This window comes from Brevibacillus brevis NBRC 100599 (assembly GCF_000010165.1).
GTDB classification, from domain to species: domain Bacteria; phylum Bacillota; class Bacilli; order Brevibacillales; family Brevibacillaceae; genus Brevibacillus; species Brevibacillus brevis_D.
On record NC_012491.1, the window covers coordinates 3,265,303 to 3,284,893 of the forward strand.

Sequence of the window (19,591 nt, forward strand, 5' to 3'; positions counted from 1 at the left end):
CAAAAGTCAGTCTGACAAGTCTCAAATCGAATAAGACTGATACCGTTAGGAGCAGTATCAGTCACCACTATCCACCTTGATCTGAAGATATATCTGCTAGGCTGCGAATCGGCCAAATCAGGCTTTGTACCCCACGTGAATACAATGCTAGATGCGGAGTATCCGTGAGTGAGATCGACAGATTTTCGGTCATCGCGTTTTCACGAATATGAAAGGCTGTCTCCTGTAGCTGCCACGGCTCGTGTACTACATCCGCAAACATCAATTGCTTCGTTCTGTTACACCTGCAAAAGAGCGTGTATCGCTCTGTCAGCCAATGCACCAGCGTTCCCTCTTTGGCGAAAAATTTGTCACTGAGAGGCTGGTAGCTGCCTTTGAACGAAGGAGACTGAGATAGACCAGATAAGCGTCGGGAGGTGAAATCAATCCGATCCGCTTGGCGATGAAAAGCCATTTGGGCCCGATAATACGGCAGTCGGTACCAAAATTTTGCAATCTTGATCACGAGGGGATTCGAGGTATCCAGCGAAAGAAAATACACACCCGTCTTCCCTTTCGCCTTCACATATGTCCGCACATTAATTTCAGGGAAAGTCGTCGTGAATGGTACGGATGGCATCCGCCGCAGACGGACGCCACTCAGCAAAAACGGGATAATACTAATCCATGCCTTGCCCTCGTAAGTATCGAGCTCAAGCCCTGCTGGAATCAGCGTTTTCATAGACGCCGGGGAAATTGCCCAATGTAAAAAAAGAAGATGCTCCCACGTCTGTGTCATGGTCCATCCATTATAATTGGCAGGTGACTTGATTTGGATGATCCTCTGTTCGATACGAATCCCTCCCATTCGTACGTCGATCAAGCGATTTTAACTGGAAGAGGATGAATGATAGGCAAGGGGTACTTTCGTCACTTTGCTCGTCATCTCATCGAGTGAGACGAGATCCGCAGCGGTCACTTCACAAAGAGACGTTTTCCCCAGCGCGAGAATGGCAATTTCCATCTCATCCACAAACGAAAGAAAAAAGTTAGTCAAGTATTTCGCGGCTGAATCGGGGTCGAATTTGTTTTTCAAACTCCCTGGATAGGTGATCAGCTCTGTCGGTGGTTCCCATGGTATTGCTTTTGTCACCTGATCATGAGTCATCGCCCACAAAAGAGCCGTCCCCATAAAGATGCCGTCTGCTCCCAAAGCAATCGCTTTCAAACACTCACCCGGGGTATTATATCCGCCCCCAGACAATAAGGTAATTCGTTCTTTCACACCTTTTTTCTCCAAATAGCGCACGGCGCGGGTCAGGGCATAAATCGTTGGCAAACCGAAATCATCCTCCAGAATTGGAGGTCCTCCTTTTGTCCCCGCTTGTCCGCCATCAATACTGATAAAATCTACACCGGCTTGGATGACAATCTCCAGGTCTTTTTCAAGAATGGCACTGGCGCAGATTTTGACGCCAATCGGGACGCCGTCTGTTATGGTACGCAGCTTGTCTACCAGCTGCTTGAGATCTTCCGGCTTCTGTACTTCCGGATGCCGCGAAGGAATGACGATCATTTCTTCGTCCTGAACCCCCATGATTTCAGCAGCTCTTCCCTGAATATATTCAGCGGGGATAAAGCTCGCGGAAGCTGCAGTCGCCCCCTGTCCAAAATGGATTTCGATGGCGTCCGCCTGTCGCAAAATCTCCGGCTCCTTTGCCCACTTTCCCGAGTTGTATTGGAGAATCAGATGTTTGGCGAATTTCCTTTCTTCCGGCAGTAACGGACCTTCCCCCGTATTCGTCAAACTCCCCACGGCGGCCGTTCCTTTTGCAATCGCGATTTTCACATCCTCACTTACACCGATACCGTATCCCATCGCCCCTGCCATGATCGGAATGTCCAAGGTTAACGGCTTTTTTGCCATGGGTCCAATCGTGATTTGCATATCCACTTCTATATCCTCACACGCAGGCATCATAGCCAGCTGGGCAGGAGAAAATATCAAGCTATCGAAGTTCAAGAACTTGCGTGGACTTCCGAAAGGACGTTCGATGGCTTGTCCAGTAGCTGCTCGCAAGCTGTTCTCCAGAACATAGCGAGGACTGACTTTGGTCATTGCAGAGACCATCTCGAAAATATTTTCCGGATAGCGGTCTGACATAAGGCGCTTCATGAACTTGGCGAGTAACCACTGTGTAAGAGGACGAAAAAGACAGATCAAAAGCAGTCCCACCACGATGAGTGCTACCATCGATCCTACAAAGGAGCCGATCAAAAACGGAATCCAGTTGCCAGCCATCCTCTTTCTCCTTCCTACTTTTCAGAGCGCTGCTGCTTGTTACCCGGTTTGTGAGATAGGAAAATTTTGCCCCAACCCTTCCACTTTTATCCGATGCTCTACCCTCACGCTGAAGGAACAAAAAAACGTCCACCTTAACTGGACGTTTTCGAGAGAAGGCCTCCTTTTCGTTTCATTGGTACAAATTTGCCGTATGTCAAACAACGCCAAAGCCATTCTGCCGGACCAAACTGATAGTTGGCGAGCCACCAGCGACTAGCCAAGATTTGCGCAGAGAAGATCACCAAGCTCAACACCAATCCGAGCGCCAATCCAGACGTTCCATACAAATGTCCAACACGTACAACCAATATGACGATGATGGTTTGGCTCAAATAGTTGCTTAATGCCATTCTGCCAACCGGTTCCAAATGCTTCAGTATACGCTGTCCGCTCTCTTTCCGATAAAGAAGCAGCAGTGACGTGATGTAAAAAGCGCACAGACTAAGACCGCTCCAGGTGACAAAAGTCTGAACGGCGACCGAGATTGAGGCAGGGAATTTTACGATGCCAAATTGAACAAGCGGAATCATCGGTACAAGCACAACACTTAAGCTCAGCGCCAGCCACCATACGCGGCGAATGGCTGGAATAAATTCTTCCGTCCTCGTAAATACTCCCCGCTTGGCTGCCAAGAATCCGAATAAAAAAAGAGGAAATACCGATAGGATGACAAAAAACTCAAAAGGAAGGACTACCGGAATTTCGTAACCAAGCCGGAATTGCAACCTCTCGATAATCGACCCATTCGTATACGTATTGATTGCCTTTTGAATGAGCGAAGACTGATCAGGCATAGAACCCAGGTCCTCGGGAACAGCCAGAATCAGAGCAGACAGGGTCTGCATACCAATCAAGAGCGTCCACGCCCATCTTTTGATTGTCTTTTCTTGTCTGTGGTAAAACAGCAACAGGAGAAAACCAGCTAGGGCGTACGTATGAAGAATATCTCCATACCAGAGGAAAACGAGATGGGCCATACCGAAAATCAGCAGAACGGCTAATCTGCGAGTAAATAGACTCCGATAAGGCAACTGCTTGCTCTCGGCACGGTGCATAAACAGAAAAAAGCCTACCCCAAACAAAAACGAAAAGATGGTGTAAAACTTCGCTTGTACAAACATGTTAAACAAAAGCCGTATCCAAGCATCTATTTCCGAATGGGTATTGACCATCCCTGCATCTGGTAAGAACATGATGGGAAACAAAAATGACGGCATATTCACTAGCAAGATCCCCAGGAGGGCAAAGCCTCGAATCCCATCTAGCTGTCGGATTCGCTCACCTTCCGCAACAGGTGCTACTTTCACGTCAATGAACCTCCTTAAAAACTCCTAATATTTAACACTTTTAATACGAATGAATCTTGAAAAAAGTAACAAAATGCTTCTTACACAACAAAAAGAGCTTCGCAAAAACGAAGCCCTCTCTTTCGTGCTACCTTATTTGGATGGGGTGGTTGTTGTTCTTGTTCCTGTGCGGTCTGTCCTTTTCCGAAAATCGAGCAAAACTCCGACAAAGCCTGCAAATATTGCTGGCATGATCCAACCGGCGCCTTCCTTATAAAACGGAAGAAAACCCAAGATATCGTTCCAGCTCTGATGAAAAAACGTAAGATTCATCAAGTCCACGACACCAAAAACCGTTACAACGGCGACAGTCGTCATATACACAGACGAATGCGCAGGTATCCAGCGCTCAAGCAACGCCAACAAAATGAGTACGATAGCAATCGGGTAAATGGCCCCCAAGATCGGGACAGATACACTTAAAATCTCCGATAGGCCCAAGTTTGCGACACCCATGCTCAGAACACAGAGAATAATCGCCCATGCTCTGTAGGATAAGCCTTTGAATCGTCCATGAAAGTATTGACTGCAAGAAGTTACGAGTCCAATGGATACACAAAGACAGGCAACAGTGAAGATGACACCAAGAATCAGCGTACCGCTTGTCCCAAATAGCTGCCTCATGATTGCTGTCAGGAGCAGTCCGCCATTCTCCGGCCGTCCTAAAGACGCACCGGATGAACCAAGCAATCCCAAAATGACATAGATGAATGTCAGCAACATACCTGCTCCAATGCCTGCCTTGATCATATTCGCAGACAGTTGCTTTTTGTCCTCAATTCCCTTGCTACGCAGTGTATTGGCGATCACGATCCCAAATACAAGTGCAGCCAAAGCATCCATCGTTAAATACCCGTCCAGAAAACCTTGCACAACGGGATTGGTGGCATATTTTCCTGCTGGTACCCCCGTTGGACCAAGTGGTGTGAATAAGCTCTTAACGTAGATCAATGCAATCATAGTCAACAGTGTAGGAGTCAGTATTTTCCCAAAGCGATCAATCAGTTTGGAAGGAGTCAGACTGAACCAAAAGACAATGCCAAAAAATACGAGCGTATAGAGGAAAAGACTCCAGGGGGAATCCACGGCTTGCGCCGGCAAAAATGGTGCCATTCCCATCTCGTACGCGAGACTACCTGCGCGCGGGATAGCAAGTGCGGGTCCAATCGACACATAAATCAAAATAGGAAAAATAAGAGCAAAGCTTGGATGAACACGACTTGCCAATTGGTAAAAGCTCCCTGCCTTTGCGATGGCAATCACACCAAGAATGGGAAGACCAACAGCAGATAATACAAAGCCTGCAATCGACAGCCAAACAAAGGAACCAGCCTCTTGACCCAGATAGGGTGGAAAAATAAGGTTTCCTGCACCAAAAAACATCGAAAACAGCATAAAACTGACCAGCAGCATTTCTTTCTTAGATAAGGTTATCATCGACGTGTATATTACCTCCCATCTTATTGAGAGGCATTCTATCAACTTTTGCGCTCCTTCGCTAGTAGTAACGCCATAGTTGTAATTGAAAGATTTTTCTCACTACCATTCGTTGAAAAAAACAGAGAAAACCACCTGTCCATCTCTTACCGTTTGAACCACATCGACAAGTGGTTTTCCTCTTAGCGTTTTCGCATGGAAACAATTCGTTTGTAAAAGGTCTTATCCTCCAGCTTTTGAAAGAGAGCAAGTGAAGGTCGGAAGTTGGCCTCAATAATCCACGGTTTGCCATCGACATCAATCCCTAAGTCCAAACCGATCTCCCGGAGTGTCGGATAGACTCTTCCCAATCGATTAGCTACTGCCGATGCTATCATGCGGATATCACGCAAGAGATGCGGGCCCGCTTTTATATTCGACAGCTTGATTGCCGTCTGGATGGGCAAAACTTTTCCACGGCTGCGAGCCACATTTGTCACGACAAAGCCCGGACCTGCAAGCTTTGCACACCACCCCGTTATCACCCAAGGCTCCTTATTGCTCCTGCGCTGGATCATGACACGCACATCAAAAGGCTTGCCCTTGATGTTCCCGAGTGGGATACGTGGCTGGAGCAGGTATGTTTTAGGTCGAAACAACGACTCCACGTATCGGATCGTGGCCTCCTTCCCCTCCACAAGACGCTGACGACTCCCACTATGGACCAAATACTTCTCTTCTCCTCGCGCCGTTACTTGAATAATCCCTGCCCCACCGCCGCCTCCCGAAGGCTTCAGCATCACGTGTGTAAACGCTTCTGCATACTCCCAAAGCTCTTCAGGAGAGTACACGCGGGTTTTGGGCAAATACTCCAGCAAAAGTTCGTCTTTGACCATGTGCTTATGCTTGCCCCATTTTCCTACGTTTGGCGGTTTTATGGCAGTGTCTCTCCATTCTTTATTAGATGATGCTCCTCTATTTTCGTGATGCGATTCTGTTCGTCCACAAACACGACCTTGGGAACGAGCTGTTCCATCTCGGATTCATCGTACATGCCCATACTCAAAATGATGACGAGATCTCCCGGCGAGAATAAGTGGGCAGGTGGACCGTTCAAACAGATGACTCCGCTTCCCGATGCTCCGGGTAACGCGTATGTTTTCCAGCGCGTGGCATTACGCAAACTGGTTACTTGCACGATTTCATAAGGCTTGATATCTGCCGCATCCATGAGAGCAACGTCAATTGTGATACTCCCCACGTAATCCAGTTCGGCCTGCGTAACTGTCGCTCTGTGAATTTTGCCTTTGCACATGTGTCGTTGCATAGACGGTTCACTCCTTTCCAAACCGATGACATTAGTCTATGTGGGATGGATTGTCCATGAAACCACCTGCGAAAGGAAATCTGGTTAGGGGAGATAACACGCTGCCTGCAAATCGACTCCATAGGTGCGGCATAATTGGCTCAGTTCTTTTGTCAGATTTGGATCGAAAGGAATACCGTTTTCCATTCGTTCTAGCTTTTTTCGGCTCTCGATCTCCCCAGGAATGAAAATGTCCGAGACACCTTCTTTCCTAGGTACACTTTTCACCTCACGAATGTAGGCATCCATATTGGCACAAAAATCGGGGAGTGGCATAAATCGTTCAATATCCACTGTCAAGAATAGATGTCCTACGTTTTGTGGATCGTGCCAATTGTCATACAGGCTTTTTACATGTGGTCCCGTTGCTGCACCGGTTAGTAGCCCACACAAGATATCGATGAACATCGCCAATCCGTATCCCTTTGCTCCCCCGATCGGCAAAAGTGAGCCTAGCAAGGCTTTTGTGGGATCAGTCGTTTCCTTCCCATTGGCATCGATGGCCCAATCTGCAGGAATAGATTCTCCTTTTTTAACGGCTAAGGCGATTTTTCCCCTGGCAGCAACACTTGTAGCCATATCTAGCAAAAAGGATGGCTCTTCTCCTGCCGGTATTCCCGCTGCAATCGGATTTGTTCCGAAAAAAGGGCGAATCCCACCTGTTGGCGCCATGGCTTCGGGGGCGTTAGAAAGGACAATGAGAATCTTTCCTTCTGTGATCGCTCGTTCTGCATAGTACGAACAGGAGCCAAAGTGGTTGGAATGACGAACACCAACTAGGCCGATTCCCATCTGCCGCGACAATTTAATCGCTTCCTCCAATGCCGCAACCCCGACTACCGCACCCAAATGGTTTTTGCCGTCTACCAATGCTGTTGCTCCCTCCTGTTTCCATACAACAGGTTCATCATTCAATTCGATCAAGCCTGCTTCGATTCGTTGGATATAGATCGGCAGCCTCGCCAAACCATGGGATTCGATGCCGCGCAAATCAGCATGGATGAGGGATTCTGCAACAAGACTTGCATGCTCATGTCTGGCACCTGCCTGTACAAGCACTTCTGTTACGACTTGCTCCAAACGCTTCCAATGAAAGAGTGCAGGGTGCATCTTTTCTTTTTCCCCTCCTTCACCGCTGTTCTATACTTCGTCTGCTTCCTAATCTGAATATAGATATGTCGCCCGTTGATTGACCGCTACAGGCATTGACCCAGTTCAGGAGACGATACCAACAGAAAAAGGAGCACCCAGTAATTGGCACTCCTTTTTCGTATATCTATTCGTAACTGGCTAGTATCGTAATAAGCTGATCCTGCATCTTGGTAAACAGCTCTTCATCCTCGACATAGCCATTAAATAGAATCGAAACGATGAGCTTCTCCCCGCCTTTTGTCGTGATATAGCCTGACAGTGTGTTCACACCCGTCATCGAACCTGTCTTCGCATGAAGATTATTTGCGGCAGGTGTGTCCTTCAAGCGGTTTTTCAGTGTACCATCTATTCCCGCTATGGGTAAAGATTCATCATAAGCAGCAAATGTCGATTCCTTGGTCATCCCTTCAAGCACAGATGCGATCTGCCGAGCAGAAATTAGATTGTAGCGGGTCAAACCAGATCCATCCATCATGTCGAAGGTGGTATTCCCGCCAAGTGAAGCTACGGCTTCCTGAACGACCTCTGCACCACTGGCTGCGCTCCCTTTGCCTTTCTTTGCCGCTCCGAGCGTCTTGAGGAGCATTTCTGCGTAGTAATTGTCACTTCGCTTGTTTAGGTACTGAACAATGTCCTTGAGCGGCAGTGACTCAAATTGTGTCCATTTCACTGCTGCTGGAGGTACTTGCTGGATCAGCACTTCGCTTTTTGGAGCAAACGCAATTCCTTGCTGCTGCAACGTTTCCTTCAGTACGGTCCCCACATACTTGGCTGGCTCCTCCACGGGTACGCGCTCGTAATCCCCTTCGTGATCAAGCGGGAGGTTCCCTAACAGCCTGATGGTATTTGTTCCACGGTCACGCAGGATCGCAAACGTATTTTCTTCCCCTTTTTGTACGGTCTTGGCTTCATTGATCACCTGCACATACGCTGTTTTGGGTAGCACATTGATGTCCACTGGCTTGCCAGCATCGTTAGCGGGCTTGAATTCGATCATGACCGTCCCTCGGTTTAATGCGAGAGCCCCTATGGTCGGGTTGTAATAGTAGCTCTCGTCATCCCATGCCCAGCCGAGGCCAAGCCTTTGTTGATCAAAGTAGCTGTCATCCATCACGAGGTTCCCGTTGATACGCGTGATTCCTTGTTGCTTGAGCCACCCCGCTATTTTTTCAATCGACACACCTTCCTGCACCTGTAGTGCATTCTCCGTATGCAAGGTAGGGTCACCGTATCCTTTCACATACAGATTGCCTTGTTGTATTCCCGAAGAGGTGATAGGGGCATCTCCAAACACTTCTGTTTTAAAGACGTAATCCGAGCCAAGCTGGTTCAACGCGGTTGCGGTCGTCAACAGCTTCAAATTCGAAGCAGGGGTAAGCAGTGTGTCCGCATCCCGCTCGTATAAAACAGGGTCACCTGTTGTATCCAACGATTTGATCAAGATTCCAGCCGTTACCCCTGCTGCTTCCGGCGTATCTAGGATGGGATCGATCATAGCAGAGAGTGGGTACGACTTTTTCTCTGGAAGGCTGAATCCTTCCGGTGCTGCGATATCCGGGTAGGTTGTTAACAAAATTCCGATTCGATCCTGTAGCTCCCTTGCATACTTCGATTTATAAATGCCGTTGATCAAAATTGAGAAGGCCAGCTTATGACCATTTTTTGCCGTTACATAACCCGACATCGTATTGACTCCGCTTAATGAGCCTGTCTTCGCTACCAGGTTCTTTTCCGCACTGGTTCCTTTCATGCGGTTTTTCAAGGTGCCGTCTACTCCCGCGATTGGGAGTGATTTTTCCAGTTCCGTTCGATATTCTTGCTCCTGTAAAAAGATAAGCGCTTCGATCATCTGCTCGGGAGTTATCCAATTAAATCTCGATAACCCGGAACCATCGACCTGGCGGAAGCCTGACTCAATGCCAGCACGCTTCATCACGTCAGCTACTGCTTCACTGCCTGCTTCAAAGCTGCCCTCACCTTTCTGAGTTACGCCCAGCGTTTTTACTAGCATCTCCGCATAGAAGTTGTCACTTTCCTTGTTGAGCTCCACCGTGATCTCACCTAATGGTTTGGACAAGTGGGTATAGAGAGGCACTCCGCTTTGCAGCACGGTTTTTTTCACTTCCGCCTTCGGATGTAAGGCAATCCCTTGTTTTTGCAACTGATCCTTCCATAGATCGCCTACATAAAAAGCCGGGTCTTCCATCGTGACATCTTCATCATAAGGAGCTGCTTGCACCCCGATCGTACCGGATACGATGATTTCACTTTTTCCGCGCGGACGCTCGACAAGCACGTTGCTCTCCTTGCCCGCTGTCGTTTTCAACTGGTTTGTGACTGTTATGTATGTGGTAGCAGGGTTCATCGTCAGAACGGGGGCATCGTTCACCGTTTTTCCTGGGGTTGCGGTTAGGGTCGTAACGTTTTTATTTACGGCTAATCCACTTATCTGAGCGCTGTACCCATACGGTTCGTCATCCCACATCCAGCTCGTGCCCAGTCTGGTCTCATCGAAATAGCTGTCATCGAGTAGCAGATTTCCATTGATTCGTTTGATCCCCAAATCTTTGATGGCTTTTGCCATTTGCTGCAAATCCTCTGGCTTCAGACTTGGGTCCCCATAGCCTTTTAAAATCAGATCTCCTTGCAAAATACCTCCGTTATTCACCTTTCCTGAAACAAACACCTCGGTCTTCCATTGATAATCCGGCCCCAGCTTATCCATACCCGCAATGGTCGTAAACAGCTTCATGTTGGAAGCCGGGACAAAATTACGTTCGGCATTGTGCTTATATACGTACCTTTTTTCGGTTAGATCGTAGACCGCAATTCCAGCGTACATCCCCTTGCTATTCTCATCGTTTTTCAAATCGGCGAGGAATTTTTCTATGTGGAGTGCAAGAGGACTAGAAGAAGTGGCCTCTTCCTTGGCTAGCGCAGGCGAAGCTGCTACCTGCAACAAAAGAGCCAACACGAAAAACCACGTACCGACACGTCGAAAAGCAAATAATTGATTCATGATAACCTCCTTGTCATAGTCTGGGCGATTTCAACCAACAAATCACAGTACGCCACCATGATAGCACGTATTCTATTTATTCGGAATATTACCATTATACTAAAAACATACAGGCATGAACGATACCCATTCCGTTCATACTACCTTCAAGACTTCTTTTGTTTGGAGGAAATGGTTTCATGTTCTATCAATTGCTGCTTTGTCTGTCACTTCTCTGCAGCTTTTCATTCCCTGTCCATGCCCAAACGGACATCGGGCGGGTACAAGTAGATCCCTCCCCCTTTTCTTCCCTTGCGGAGCTCGTCAAAAAGTGCGACTTGATCGTCATCGGGCGGGTAGATAGTACCCATCGGGCGTATCCCACGGGACGCACCCTTCCCCAGGGTAAGATCGTGAACTACACACAAAGACTCCAGGTAAAAAAGGCCGTAAAAGGCACAGCATCCCGACTATTAACAGTGGTTAGCACTGGCGTAGAACCGCTTCCTGATGCCTCCAGTCCGCTCAACCTGCAATATCCTGGGCCGCTGGCGGAAGGGAATTATTTATTGTTTTTACGAAAAGTGAGCGGATCACAGCTGTACAGTACAGCAGGTCTCTGGCAAGGCATTTATCCAATCTATCAAGGAAAAACAATTGCTCTTTCCAACCTTGGCTTTACCGAGCTGAACCAGCTATCACAAGAAGAAGCCATCCGAAAAATAACAGCGATATCCCGCTAGCACCACAGCAAAAAACCGCTCTATGAAACGAGCGGTTTTTTGACGCTTCCATCATGTGCTGTCAGTTGCGCATCACGTAGATAAAAATCACCATAGACACAGCACAAGCGAGTACGCTGAGAATAAACCCCCAGATCACCCATTTGCTATTCGTCTTGTTTATGTGTTTATCGTCCATGGAAAACTTCTCCTCATTCGATCATTCACCTTCTATTATAAGGTTGTTTGACAGGAAAGGGAAACCGTTAATATGGCGAAAACTATTAAAGACCTTCTCTCGTAAGACGACGAATCCCCAGGGCACAACCGCTCGTCACGAACAGTACACACATGACCACAAACGCCCCCAGCTCTCCTAGTGACAAACTTTCTTGACTGAGCACGCCCATGCCAATCGTCAAAAGTGACTGGGGAAAGAACATCCCGAGCCCAGACACATACAAGCCCAACCCTACAAAAACAGAGCAAACACTAATGCCGACAGGTACAGCAAAGCTCTGTATCCGCGTAGAAAGCCATAGCTGGAAGGAAATAATGGTGAGCGAAGCCAGCCAGCCTCGCATAATCCATCCGAACACTTCCGTAGGAAACGAAAAATGTGCGTGTAGTCCAGCGATGAAACCCGCGCAAATATAAAGTACGAAGAAGAAAAACTGCACACCAAAAAGGAGAATGCCAACCACCACCAGCTTCGCGAAAAAAATCGTTGAAGTCGATACAGGCGCTGTCAGGATTACATTCCAGTTTCGGTTTACATGCTCCAATCTGCACGCAAACGAACAGCAAATCGCGATGAGAATGGGCAAGAAAAATTCTCCGTAGAACAAGCTCACCTGTGTCCACAGGCTGTACCAGCCATTTTGCAGGATCGCTTGGTTCATCCAGTAGTTGGCAAAACCGATCAGCGTACTGAAAACAGGAAGCACAAGCAAAACGAGCCATATACGAGAGCGTCGAAGTTTTACCCATTCTGCTCCCAAACATCTGATTAGCATACAAGGTCCTCCCTATACGTCTTGCCGGGATACGTGAATGCTCCCAGCAAGGTAAAATGCGATGCCCATGAGTACGACGATGATCGGTAAAGAAAGACCGATTTCTCGTGTAGTAAACCGCATAGTTTCGTTCACGTACTGATACGTAACGGGCGAAAAGTCTACATAGTACGACCAGATGAAAAGGCGTCCGACTTGTGGTGGAAACAAGCTCGCTGTCATGCCAATGAATCCCCCGATCATCCCGAGGCATAGGCTGAACGCCTGATTTTTGATGGCGAGAGAGACCCATTGTTGCAGTGCAATCACCACGAGTGTTGTCACCGTGGTTCCTACCACAAAGCGGAGTAATAGGCCAATCGGGACTGGCTCGGCTAAACCAAAGCCAATGCCAAAGGCCACGATCGCCAAAGCTTGTAGAATGACGGCACCCCCCATCAAAACAGCCGCAGAGACGAATTTTGCCGCATAAACAGCTTTCCTACTGACAGAAGCAGCCATCAGCAGCTTCCATGTACGCCCTTTGTGTTCCATATCACAAATCCGTGAAACAATGACAGCCGAACCGATCGGCAAAAACAATCCGTTCATGGCTGTAATCGTGACCAGTATGGCGCTCCACGTCTGCGCATCGGGATTTCTTGTCATGGAGATACTGACAGCCATAAACCCCCATGCCAGTTCAATACTCAAAAGAATGGCGAGCATGAGAAACAATCGCTTATGTCGAATTTTATAAAACTCCAGCCAAAGCATCCGCATTACAAACTTCCCTCCTTGCCTGTAAGGGAAAGGAAAATACTCTCCAAGCTTTGTTTGTGCACTTCAATGCGATAAACATCAATGCCCGCCATCATCAACGCCCGGTTTGTCTCGGCTACCTCTCTATCCCCCATCCCTTCCATAACAAGGAAGCCATCTTGGAGACTTGGAGAAAGCTCCCGATCTTGAAGAACTCTTCTCGCTTTGTCATTGTCCTGTGTTTTCATCCAAACACGAGGCTGACTATTCCGTTGTAGTTGCTCCATACTCCCTTGAAACAAGAGTTTCCCCCCGTGGATAATGCCGATGGACGTGGCGACTTGCTCGATTTCCGATAGCAGATGGCTGGAGAGCAAGACCGTCATTCCATACTGGTGTGGCAATGATTGAATCAATTCCCGAATTTCACCGATTCCCGCAGGGTCCAGACCGTTTGTCGGTTCGTCGAGGATGACGAGCTTAGGAAAATGCAGCAAAGCCATGGCAATTCCCAGTCGCTGTTTCATCCCGAGCGAATACTGGTCTACCTTTTTGTTCTGTTGTTTTTCCAAACGAACGATTTGCAGGGCCTTCTCTACTTGTTTGTCCGGGACATCTCGCAACCGCTGCATGACGCGCATATTTTCCAGACCGGTAAGATGACCGTAATAGGAAGGAGCCTCGATCAAGGAACCCGTCTGACTCAATATCTCAAGTCGATTCCTGCTAAAATCCTTCCCGAATACAGATACACTTCCTTCAGTCGGCTTGACTAAGCCTAGCAGCATTTTCAGAGTCGTCGATTTTCCTGCACCATTTGGTCCGAGGAAGCCATAGACCTCCCCTTCTCCTACCGCAAGATTCACCCGCTGGACGCAATAGGCACCTCCATAGTGTTTGGAAAGGTTTTCCGTTCGAATCACCGTATTCATCTCTTCTCGCTCCTATCTGTTGGTCTCTCCTACGAAATCTTAGAGTCCCAACCCGTCGATAAGCTGACAAGAATCTTACAACAACCTTAAATCGACTCCGAGTGGGTAGAACACACAAATCGAGCGAGTATAATGAATACGGGTGATTCAATATGGAAGAGTGGAAACAGAAAAAAGTGCTCATCGTGGAAGATGAGCTGGAAATCAGAAACATGATCGATGGATTTTTACGTAAGGAAGGATTCTCTCGAATTTTTCATGCGGGTAGTTGTAAGGAGGCGTTAGAGATATGCGCTTCGGACAAGCCAGATATCGCGATCCTGGATGTCATGCTGCCTGATGGCGATGGATTTGGACTATTGACTTCGATCCGTCGTTTCTCGCAAATCCCTGTCATTTTTCTGTCAGCGAGAGGGGAAGATGAAGATCGATTGCTCGGACTTGGCCTGGGCGCTGACGACTATATTGTGAAACCATTTTTACCGCGCGAGCTCGTTCTTCGTCTCCTGGTCATTTTACGACGTGTTTACGCCCCTCCCCAAATCGATCGTCTGCCCGTTTTCCAGCTTGGTGACAGTACGATCGATTTGGAGGCAGCAATCGTGACGAGAGATCACCACGAATATGCTCTGACTGCAAAGGAACACGCGCTCTTGCGAAAACTCTATGAAAATCGAGGACGAATCGTCACGAGCGATGCCCTGTGCCAATCCGTATGGGGGGACGATTACTACGGGTATGAAAACACCCTGATGGTTCATATGAGGCGCATTCGCGAAAAGATCGAGCCATGCCCATCCACTCCTGAATTTTTGCTCACGGTAAGAGGACTCGGATACAAATTACTCGTAAAGGAAGAGTTGTAGATGGATGGAGCCGCACGAATTTTACGTCGTTATACAGGTGCTTCTATCCTGATCGCCGTCTTTTTGCTCATCGTCAATTACATCATTCTCGGCACATTTGTTTTCAAAGGGATGAACGAGGGCTCCCCTCCCATTCACGTCACACAAGCTGTCGCAGAGGGTCTTCACAAGAACGGTTCCCACTATACGTTGGAACCAAATGCACAAGAGTGGTTGCAAAAAAGCCAGGCTTGGGCCATGTTGATTGGAAACGATGGGAAGGTCATCTGGGACTACGCCATACCGAACGAATTGCCCCGCACTTATTCTCTGGCAGAAGTGGCGCAGCTCTCGCGAAATTACTTACAGGACTATCCTGTTTTTGTTTGGGAGCATGAGTTGGGGCTGGTCGTCGTGGGCTACCCGAAGGACAGTCTCGCCAAGTACCAGTTTCATTTTCCGATCAGTTGGATAAGCGATTTGCCATACCGCTTACTAGCTTTGCTTTTCGGAAATATCCTGCTCGCCGCCCTTCTCTCTTTGTTCATCGGCTCTCGACTCATTCGGGCAATCCGCCCACTGATTAGCGAGATTCACGCTCTGTCAGAAGATCAGCATACACATGTCGAGGCAAAAGGAATGTTCAGCGGGATTGCGCGAAGCATCAATCATGCATCGTCGCTTCTGCAAAAGAAGAACGCTTTGCTAAAAGCCAGAGACGAAGCACGCTCGAATTGGATCGCTGGAATCTCCCACGATATACGCACGCCACTATCGATGGTGCTCGGGTATGCCAGTGAATTGGAAGAGAGCGACGCGGTGCCTTACGAGCAGCAGCAAAAAGCAAGCATTATTCGAAAGCAAGGGGAAAAGCTCCGGTCTTTGGTCAGCGACTTGAATCTCGTTTCCATGCTGGAATACGAAATGCAGCCGATTCATACCAAACCGATTCGGCTATCGACACTTGCGCGGCAAATTGTCACTGACTTTTTAAACAATGATTTGGCAGAAACGTTTACCATTGAGCTGGATGTCACGACTGAGCAATGCTTCGTAATGGGCGATGAAAAACTTCTCGTCCGCGCCATCACGAATCTGATCCAAAACAGCATCGTGCATAACCCATCGGGCTGTCACATCCACGTGCAAACGGCCCTGTCACCCAACCAGCGCAATGCTCTTTTGATTATCACTGACAACGGAAAAGGCATTGAGCCAAGCATGCTACCTGACTTGGTGGAATTGCCCTATTCGTCGAAAAGAAAATCTCCCTTACAAAATGGTCATGGTCTCGGGTTGCCCATGGTTGCACGGATTGCTGCCGCTCATCATGGACACCTGCTGTTAACAAGCGATACAGGAAAAGGGATGACAGCAGAACTTTGTTTCCCCCTCTCCTCCTAAAAGGAAGACATCATAGAGAAAGCACCTCCTCCGACTCGCCAATGGAGAGTAAACTCTCAAAAGCGTGCAAAGGGGGTGCTTTTTGACTGATTACTTCACGAGATCGCGCATGATCTCTTCTGCTTTGATGTCAGCTGTTATCAGCTTCTCTTTTTTCATCCAATCAATCAGTGTTTGCCAAGATTCGGCCGTCTGGTATGCAAAAGGCTTTTCCCCCGCATCCATCAACGGAATCAGGATATCCAAGCTCTTGGTCTCAATGTCTTTTTCCAGCGGGAAATCGGCAGCCTGTTTGGCAAGTAACAGATCGAGTGCCTTTTCCTTATTATTTTTCACATAATCCTGACCCTTGCCAATCGCCCGCAGGAAACCTTCCACTGCTTTCTGCTTTTTGCCCAAAGTCTCGTCACTTGTTGCCAATACCAGCTCATAATAGTCTGGAACACCAAACTCAAAAGGCTTGAACGCATTGACTGGAATGCCGTGCTTCTCCAAAATCAGTTGTTCATGGTTGATATAGCCACCTACTACGGCATCGACCTTTTTGGCCGTCAATGCCGGGACGATGTCAAAGCCGATATCGGTGAAGGTCAGTCCGGAATCATCGCCACCACCATGCTTCACAACTTGACGTACAATCGATTCATCAAGTGGAAGTGACGGATAACCAATATTTTTTCCAGCCAACTTTTGCGGAGTATCGATTCCACTGTCTTGGCGCGTCATGATCACGTTTAACGGATGACGAACAAGTGCACCTACAGATACGACAGGAACTCCTTCTGCACGAGCTTGGATGAGCTGTGGTTGATAGCTGATGGCCAAATCCACTTTGCCCGCAGCCGCCATCTTTAACGGATCATTGCTGTCCGAAGGCATTTGCATTGTCACCTTGAGGTTCTCGTCTTTGAAATAGCCTTGCTCCTCTGCTGCATACAAGAAGGAATGAACGGCATTCGGATACCAATCGAGCGCAATCGTCAGCTCAGTAGGCGCAGCTCCTTTATCAGCAGGGGCTTGCGTCTGACCAGCATCCGAGCTCGCCTGATTTCCGCAAGCAGCAAGACTTGTTGCCAATGTAAGTGCCATGAATGCTTTCGTCCATTTGTTGAAAGGTTTCATTGTTGTTCTCCTTTGATTTTCATATGCGGGGAAAAATGACGTTCGATTCGTCCAGCCAGCCAAAACAGCAGCATACCGAGAATCGAGAGCAACAGGACCGAGGCAAACAACGCGGGTGCCTGAAAATTGCCGGATGCCCGTCTGCCAAAGTACCCGAGTCCTTCGCTCGCTCCCAGCCATTCCCCAATGGTCGCCCCGGCCACACTATAGGTAGCTGCCACTTTGAGACCACTGAAGAAATGAGGTAAACTCGCCGGGAGTTGCAGCTTGGTGAAAATTTGTCCGTTTGTTGCCCCCATGGTTTTTAACAGCTGAAGCATTTCCTTGTCCGTCGAGCGAAGTCCATCATACGCGTTGACGACAATCGGAAAGAAAGTAAACAGAATCGTAACCGCTATTTTTCCAGATAAATCATACCCGAACCACAGAATGAATACGGGTGATAACGCGATAATGGGGATCGTTTGAGAGATGACGATATACGGATAGACCAAGCGCTCCACAATCCGACTGCGAATCATCGCAAATGCAAGGGAGATTCCAAATACAATCGAGATCGATAGCCCCAGTAATACTTCCTTTAACGTCGCCCAAAGATGTACACCTATTAGAGAGGCGCGTAAATCCCACAAAGACACAATCACAGCGCTAGGCGGCGGTAAAATGAATGGCTGCACCCCGAGGAATCGACATCCAGCTTCCCATACCAGAAGAAAAATGGCGATGGAGATACCAAACCAAATGCCTCTGCCCATCATGCTTCTCTCCTCAACGGCTTCATTGTTGCTTGGCGATCCTGTCGAAGCCGTTCCCAAATCTGTTCACGCAATGCCAAAAATTCGGCTTGGTTGCGGCTGCTCGCCGTTCGCGGTCTGCTCACCGGAACGGTTAATTCGATCGGCTTGGTGATCGGACTACCAGCAAGCACGATAATACGATTGGCAAGTAAAATGGCTTCGTCGATATCGTGCGTAATCATCAGCATCGTGCTGCCTGTTTCCTGCCACTTTTCCATCAGCCACTCTTGCATGTCCATTCTCGTAATTCCATCCAACGCACTAAACGGCTCATCCAACAGCATCATTTCTGCGCCTGAAAACAATGCCCGTAAAAAGGAAACTCGCTGACGCATCCCGCCGGAAAGCTGGGCTGGATAGCTGTCAGCCCAGTCCTGAAGCCCATACCTTGGCAATTGCTGTCTGACACGCTCGTGCGCTTCTTTTTTTGTCATACCTTTGATTTCCAGCGGCAAAGCAGCATTTTCGACAATCGTACGCCATGGCATGAGCAAATCGCGTTGGGGCATATAGCCGACCTGCCCCAAACGATTTGCTACCGGTACACTGCCGAGCCTGATTTCGCCTCGTCCCGGCTCAAGAAGACCTGCGATGAGCTGAAACAAGGTGCTTTTCCCGATCCCGCTCGGACCGATCAAGCTGACGAATTCCCCTTTTTCCACTCGCAGATCAAAATGATCGAGAATCTGCCTGTCGCCATACGAAAAGCTGACGTCGGCGAAAGCTAGTTGTTCTCCCACGGCCACATTTCCTCTCTGTAGGACATGTCCCAGAACATGTACTCCATTTTGGAGGTGTTGACAAAATACTCCTCCAGCTTGGCCAGCTCTTGCTCACTCTTACCTTCTGCCAATTGATTCATGATATCAATCAGCCAGATCGCCAACTGCCCAAATTCATCGGAACTGTACATACGTACCCATTCGCCGTACAGTTCGTGATCCAGTGCCCCTTCTACTTGTGCCAAGCGCTTGCCGATTTCCCAATAGCTCCAAGTGCATGGAAGTAGTGCACTCACCAATTCCGCCAACGACCCTTGATGAGCAACACGCAGCATGTAGCTGGTGTATCCCAGCATCACAAACGAAGACTCTGTCGCTTCCAGCTCCTCACGAGAGATACCAAAGCGCTCAGCATATTGGCGATGCAGCTCCATCTCTGTGTTCAGAGTCGATTCTTGCAAAGCAGCGAATCTGGCGCTTGTTTCCAGATCGTACGCCTTCACACTCGCAATCGCGAACATTTTCGCGTAATCAATCAGGTAGATGTAGTCTTGTTTCATGTAATATTTGAATGCACCGACAGGCAGGCTGCCATCTCCAAGTCCCGTGACGAAAGGATGTTGATGAACACGCTCCCAGATCGGGGCTACACTTTTTCTCAGACGATCAGTAAAGGTTGTCATGCGATA

18 protein-coding genes are annotated in these 19,591 nt (G+C 48.3%); 3 read left to right on the top strand and 15 right to left on the bottom strand.

Going from position 1 to position 19,591, the window contains the following annotated elements; translation table 11 throughout:
* Positions 1-67: 67 nt before the first annotated feature.
* The 8 genes from BBR47_RS15585 to dacB form a co-directional block, all read right to left on the bottom strand.
* A complete protein-coding gene (locus tag BBR47_RS15585) occupies positions 68-778 on the bottom strand; it encodes a YqjF family protein (protein WP_231850482.1) in 711 nt (236 codons plus the stop codon).
* A gap of 90 nt (positions 779-868) precedes the next feature.
* Positions 869-2,281 (bottom strand): FMN-binding glutamate synthase family protein, encoded by a 1,413-nt coding sequence (locus BBR47_RS15590; RefSeq protein WP_015891378.1) that lies wholly within the window; start codon positions 2,279-2,281, stop codon positions 869-871.
* Positions 2,282-2,415: 134 nt separating this feature from the next.
* Complete coding sequence (locus tag BBR47_RS15595; protein WP_015891379.1) at positions 2,416-3,630, bottom strand: DUF418 domain-containing protein; 1,215 nt, start codon at positions 3,628-3,630, stop codon at positions 2,416-2,418.
* Positions 3,631-3,762: 132 nt separating this feature from the next.
* On the bottom strand, positions 3,763-5,106 hold the full coding sequence (gene brnQ, locus BBR47_RS15600; protein ID WP_015891380.1) for a branched-chain amino acid transport system II carrier protein: 1,344 nt from the start codon (positions 5,104-5,106) through the stop codon (positions 3,763-3,765).
* A 182-nt stretch (positions 5,107-5,288) separates the two neighbouring features.
* On the bottom strand, positions 5,289-5,981 hold the full coding sequence (locus BBR47_RS15605) for a YheC/YheD family protein (RefSeq protein WP_015891381.1): 693 nt from the start codon (positions 5,979-5,981) through the stop codon (positions 5,289-5,291).
* Between the two features lie 38 nt (positions 5,982-6,019).
* Positions 6,020-6,412: an aspartate 1-decarboxylase gene (gene panD, locus BBR47_RS15610; RefSeq protein WP_015891382.1), complete on the bottom strand. Its 393-nt coding sequence runs from the start codon at positions 6,410-6,412 to the stop codon at positions 6,020-6,022.
* Positions 6,413-6,496: 84 nt separating this feature from the next.
* On the bottom strand, positions 6,497-7,561 hold the full coding sequence (locus BBR47_RS15615; protein WP_015891383.1) for an Ldh family oxidoreductase: 1,065 nt from the start codon (positions 7,559-7,561) through the stop codon (positions 6,497-6,499).
* A 166-nt stretch (positions 7,562-7,727) separates the two neighbouring features.
* Positions 7,728-10,622, bottom strand: coding sequence for a D-alanyl-D-alanine carboxypeptidase/D-alanyl-D-alanine endopeptidase (dacB, locus tag BBR47_RS15620; RefSeq protein ID WP_015891384.1), 2,895 nt, complete (start codon positions 10,620-10,622; stop codon positions 7,728-7,730).
* 179 nt (positions 10,623-10,801) lie between these two features.
* Between dacB and BBR47_RS15625 the strand changes: the two genes are divergently transcribed.
* Positions 10,802-11,344, top strand: coding sequence for a hypothetical protein (locus BBR47_RS15625; RefSeq protein ID WP_015891385.1), 543 nt, complete (start codon positions 10,802-10,804; stop codon positions 11,342-11,344).
* A gap of 263 nt (positions 11,345-11,607) precedes the next feature.
* On the opposite strand, the gene BBR47_RS15630 is transcribed toward BBR47_RS15625, so the two are convergent.
* The 3 genes from BBR47_RS15630 to BBR47_RS15640 are packed head-to-tail and all read right to left on the bottom strand — an operon-like array spanning position 11,608 to position 14,012.
* Positions 11,608-12,339, bottom strand: a complete 732-nt coding sequence (locus BBR47_RS15630; protein ID WP_015891386.1) for an ABC transporter permease — start codon at positions 12,337-12,339, stop codon at positions 11,608-11,610.
* Positions 12,340-12,351: 12 nt separating this feature from the next.
* Entirely contained in the window at positions 12,352-13,101 is a 750-nt protein-coding gene (locus BBR47_RS15635) for an ABC transporter permease (RefSeq protein ID WP_015891387.1), read from the bottom strand.
* Positions 13,101-14,012 (bottom strand): ABC transporter ATP-binding protein, encoded by a 912-nt coding sequence (locus BBR47_RS15640; protein WP_015891388.1) that lies wholly within the window; start codon positions 14,010-14,012, stop codon positions 13,101-13,103. Before BBR47_RS15640 ends, BBR47_RS15635 begins: the two co-directional genes overlap by 1 nt.
* A 152-nt stretch (positions 14,013-14,164) precedes the next feature.
* Between BBR47_RS15640 and BBR47_RS15645 the strand changes: the two genes are divergently transcribed.
* Both BBR47_RS15645 and BBR47_RS15650 read left to right on the top strand, forming a co-directional pair.
* A complete protein-coding gene (locus BBR47_RS15645; protein ID WP_015891389.1) occupies positions 14,165-14,878 on the top strand; it encodes a response regulator transcription factor in 714 nt (237 codons plus the stop codon).
* Positions 14,879-16,261 (top strand): sensor histidine kinase, encoded by a 1,383-nt coding sequence (locus BBR47_RS15650; RefSeq protein WP_015891390.1) that lies wholly within the window; start codon positions 14,879-14,881, stop codon positions 16,259-16,261.
* Positions 16,262-16,351: 90 nt separating this feature from the next.
* Here the strand turns inward: BBR47_RS15650 and BBR47_RS15655 are convergent, their stop codons facing one another.
* From BBR47_RS15655 to tenA, 4 genes are read right to left on the bottom strand one after another with little or no spacing between them, the layout of a single operon-like run.
* Complete coding sequence (locus tag BBR47_RS15655; RefSeq protein WP_015891391.1) at positions 16,352-17,383, bottom strand: ABC transporter substrate-binding protein; 1,032 nt, start codon at positions 17,381-17,383, stop codon at positions 16,352-16,354.
* The gene (locus BBR47_RS15660) at positions 17,380-18,138 is read right to left on the bottom strand and encodes an ABC transporter permease (protein ID WP_015891392.1); all 759 of its coding nucleotides are present in this window, start codon (positions 18,136-18,138) and stop codon (positions 17,380-17,382) included. The genes BBR47_RS15655 and BBR47_RS15660 overlap by 4 nt, the downstream gene beginning before the upstream one ends.
* Positions 18,138-18,920, bottom strand: a complete 783-nt coding sequence (locus BBR47_RS15665) for an ABC transporter ATP-binding protein (RefSeq protein WP_041749456.1) — start codon at positions 18,918-18,920, stop codon at positions 18,138-18,140. Before BBR47_RS15665 ends, BBR47_RS15660 begins: the two co-directional genes overlap by 1 nt.
* The gene (gene tenA, locus BBR47_RS15670) at positions 18,905-19,585 is read right to left on the bottom strand and encodes a thiaminase II (protein WP_015891394.1); all 681 of its coding nucleotides are present in this window, start codon (positions 19,583-19,585) and stop codon (positions 18,905-18,907) included. The genes BBR47_RS15665 and tenA overlap by 16 nt, the downstream gene beginning before the upstream one ends.
* Positions 19,586-19,591 lie beyond the last annotated feature (6 nt).

Excerpts from the sequence above, each read along its gene's own strand:
- BBR47_RS15585 (WP_231850482.1), bottom strand. The coding sequence starts at position 778 with ATGACACAGACGTGGGAGCATCTTCTTTTTTTACATTGGGCAATTTCC.
- BBR47_RS15590 (WP_015891378.1), bottom strand. The coding sequence starts at position 2,281 with ATGGCTGGCAACTGGATTCCGTTTTTGATCGGCTCCTTTGTAGGATCG.
- brnQ (WP_015891380.1), bottom strand. The coding sequence starts at position 5,106 with ATGATAACCTTATCTAAGAAAGAAATGCTGCTGGTCAGTTTTATGCTG.
- BBR47_RS15605 (WP_015891381.1), bottom strand. The coding sequence starts at position 5,981 with ATGGTCAAAGACGAACTTTTGCTGGAGTATTTGCCCAAAACCCGCGTG.
- panD (WP_015891382.1), bottom strand. The coding sequence starts at position 6,412 with ATGCAACGACACATGTGCAAAGGCAAAATTCACAGAGCGACAGTTACG.
- BBR47_RS15615 (WP_015891383.1), bottom strand. The coding sequence starts at position 7,561 with ATGCACCCTGCACTCTTTCATTGGAAGCGTTTGGAGCAAGTCGTAACA.
- dacB (WP_015891384.1), bottom strand. The coding sequence starts at position 10,622 with ATGAATCAATTATTTGCTTTTCGACGTGTCGGTACGTGGTTTTTCGTG.
- BBR47_RS15625 (WP_015891385.1), top strand. The coding sequence starts at position 10,802 with ATGTTCTATCAATTGCTGCTTTGTCTGTCACTTCTCTGCAGCTTTTCA.
- BBR47_RS15630 (WP_015891386.1), bottom strand. The coding sequence starts at position 12,339 with ATGCTAATCAGATGTTTGGGAGCAGAATGGGTAAAACTTCGACGCTCT.
- BBR47_RS15635 (WP_015891387.1), bottom strand. The coding sequence starts at position 13,101 with ATGCGGATGCTTTGGCTGGAGTTTTATAAAATTCGACATAAGCGATTG.
- BBR47_RS15640 (WP_015891388.1), bottom strand. The coding sequence starts at position 14,012 with ATGAATACGGTGATTCGAACGGAAAACCTTTCCAAACACTATGGAGGT.
- BBR47_RS15645 (WP_015891389.1), top strand. The coding sequence starts at position 14,165 with ATGGAAGAGTGGAAACAGAAAAAAGTGCTCATCGTGGAAGATGAGCTG.
- BBR47_RS15650 (WP_015891390.1), top strand. The coding sequence starts at position 14,879 with ATGGATGGAGCCGCACGAATTTTACGTCGTTATACAGGTGCTTCTATC.
- BBR47_RS15655 (WP_015891391.1), bottom strand. The coding sequence starts at position 17,383 with ATGAAACCTTTCAACAAATGGACGAAAGCATTCATGGCACTTACATTG.
- BBR47_RS15660 (WP_015891392.1), bottom strand. The coding sequence starts at position 18,138 with ATGGGCAGAGGCATTTGGTTTGGTATCTCCATCGCCATTTTTCTTCTG.
- tenA (WP_015891394.1), bottom strand. The coding sequence starts at position 19,585 with ATGACAACCTTTACTGATCGTCTGAGAAAAAGTGTAGCCCCGATCTGG.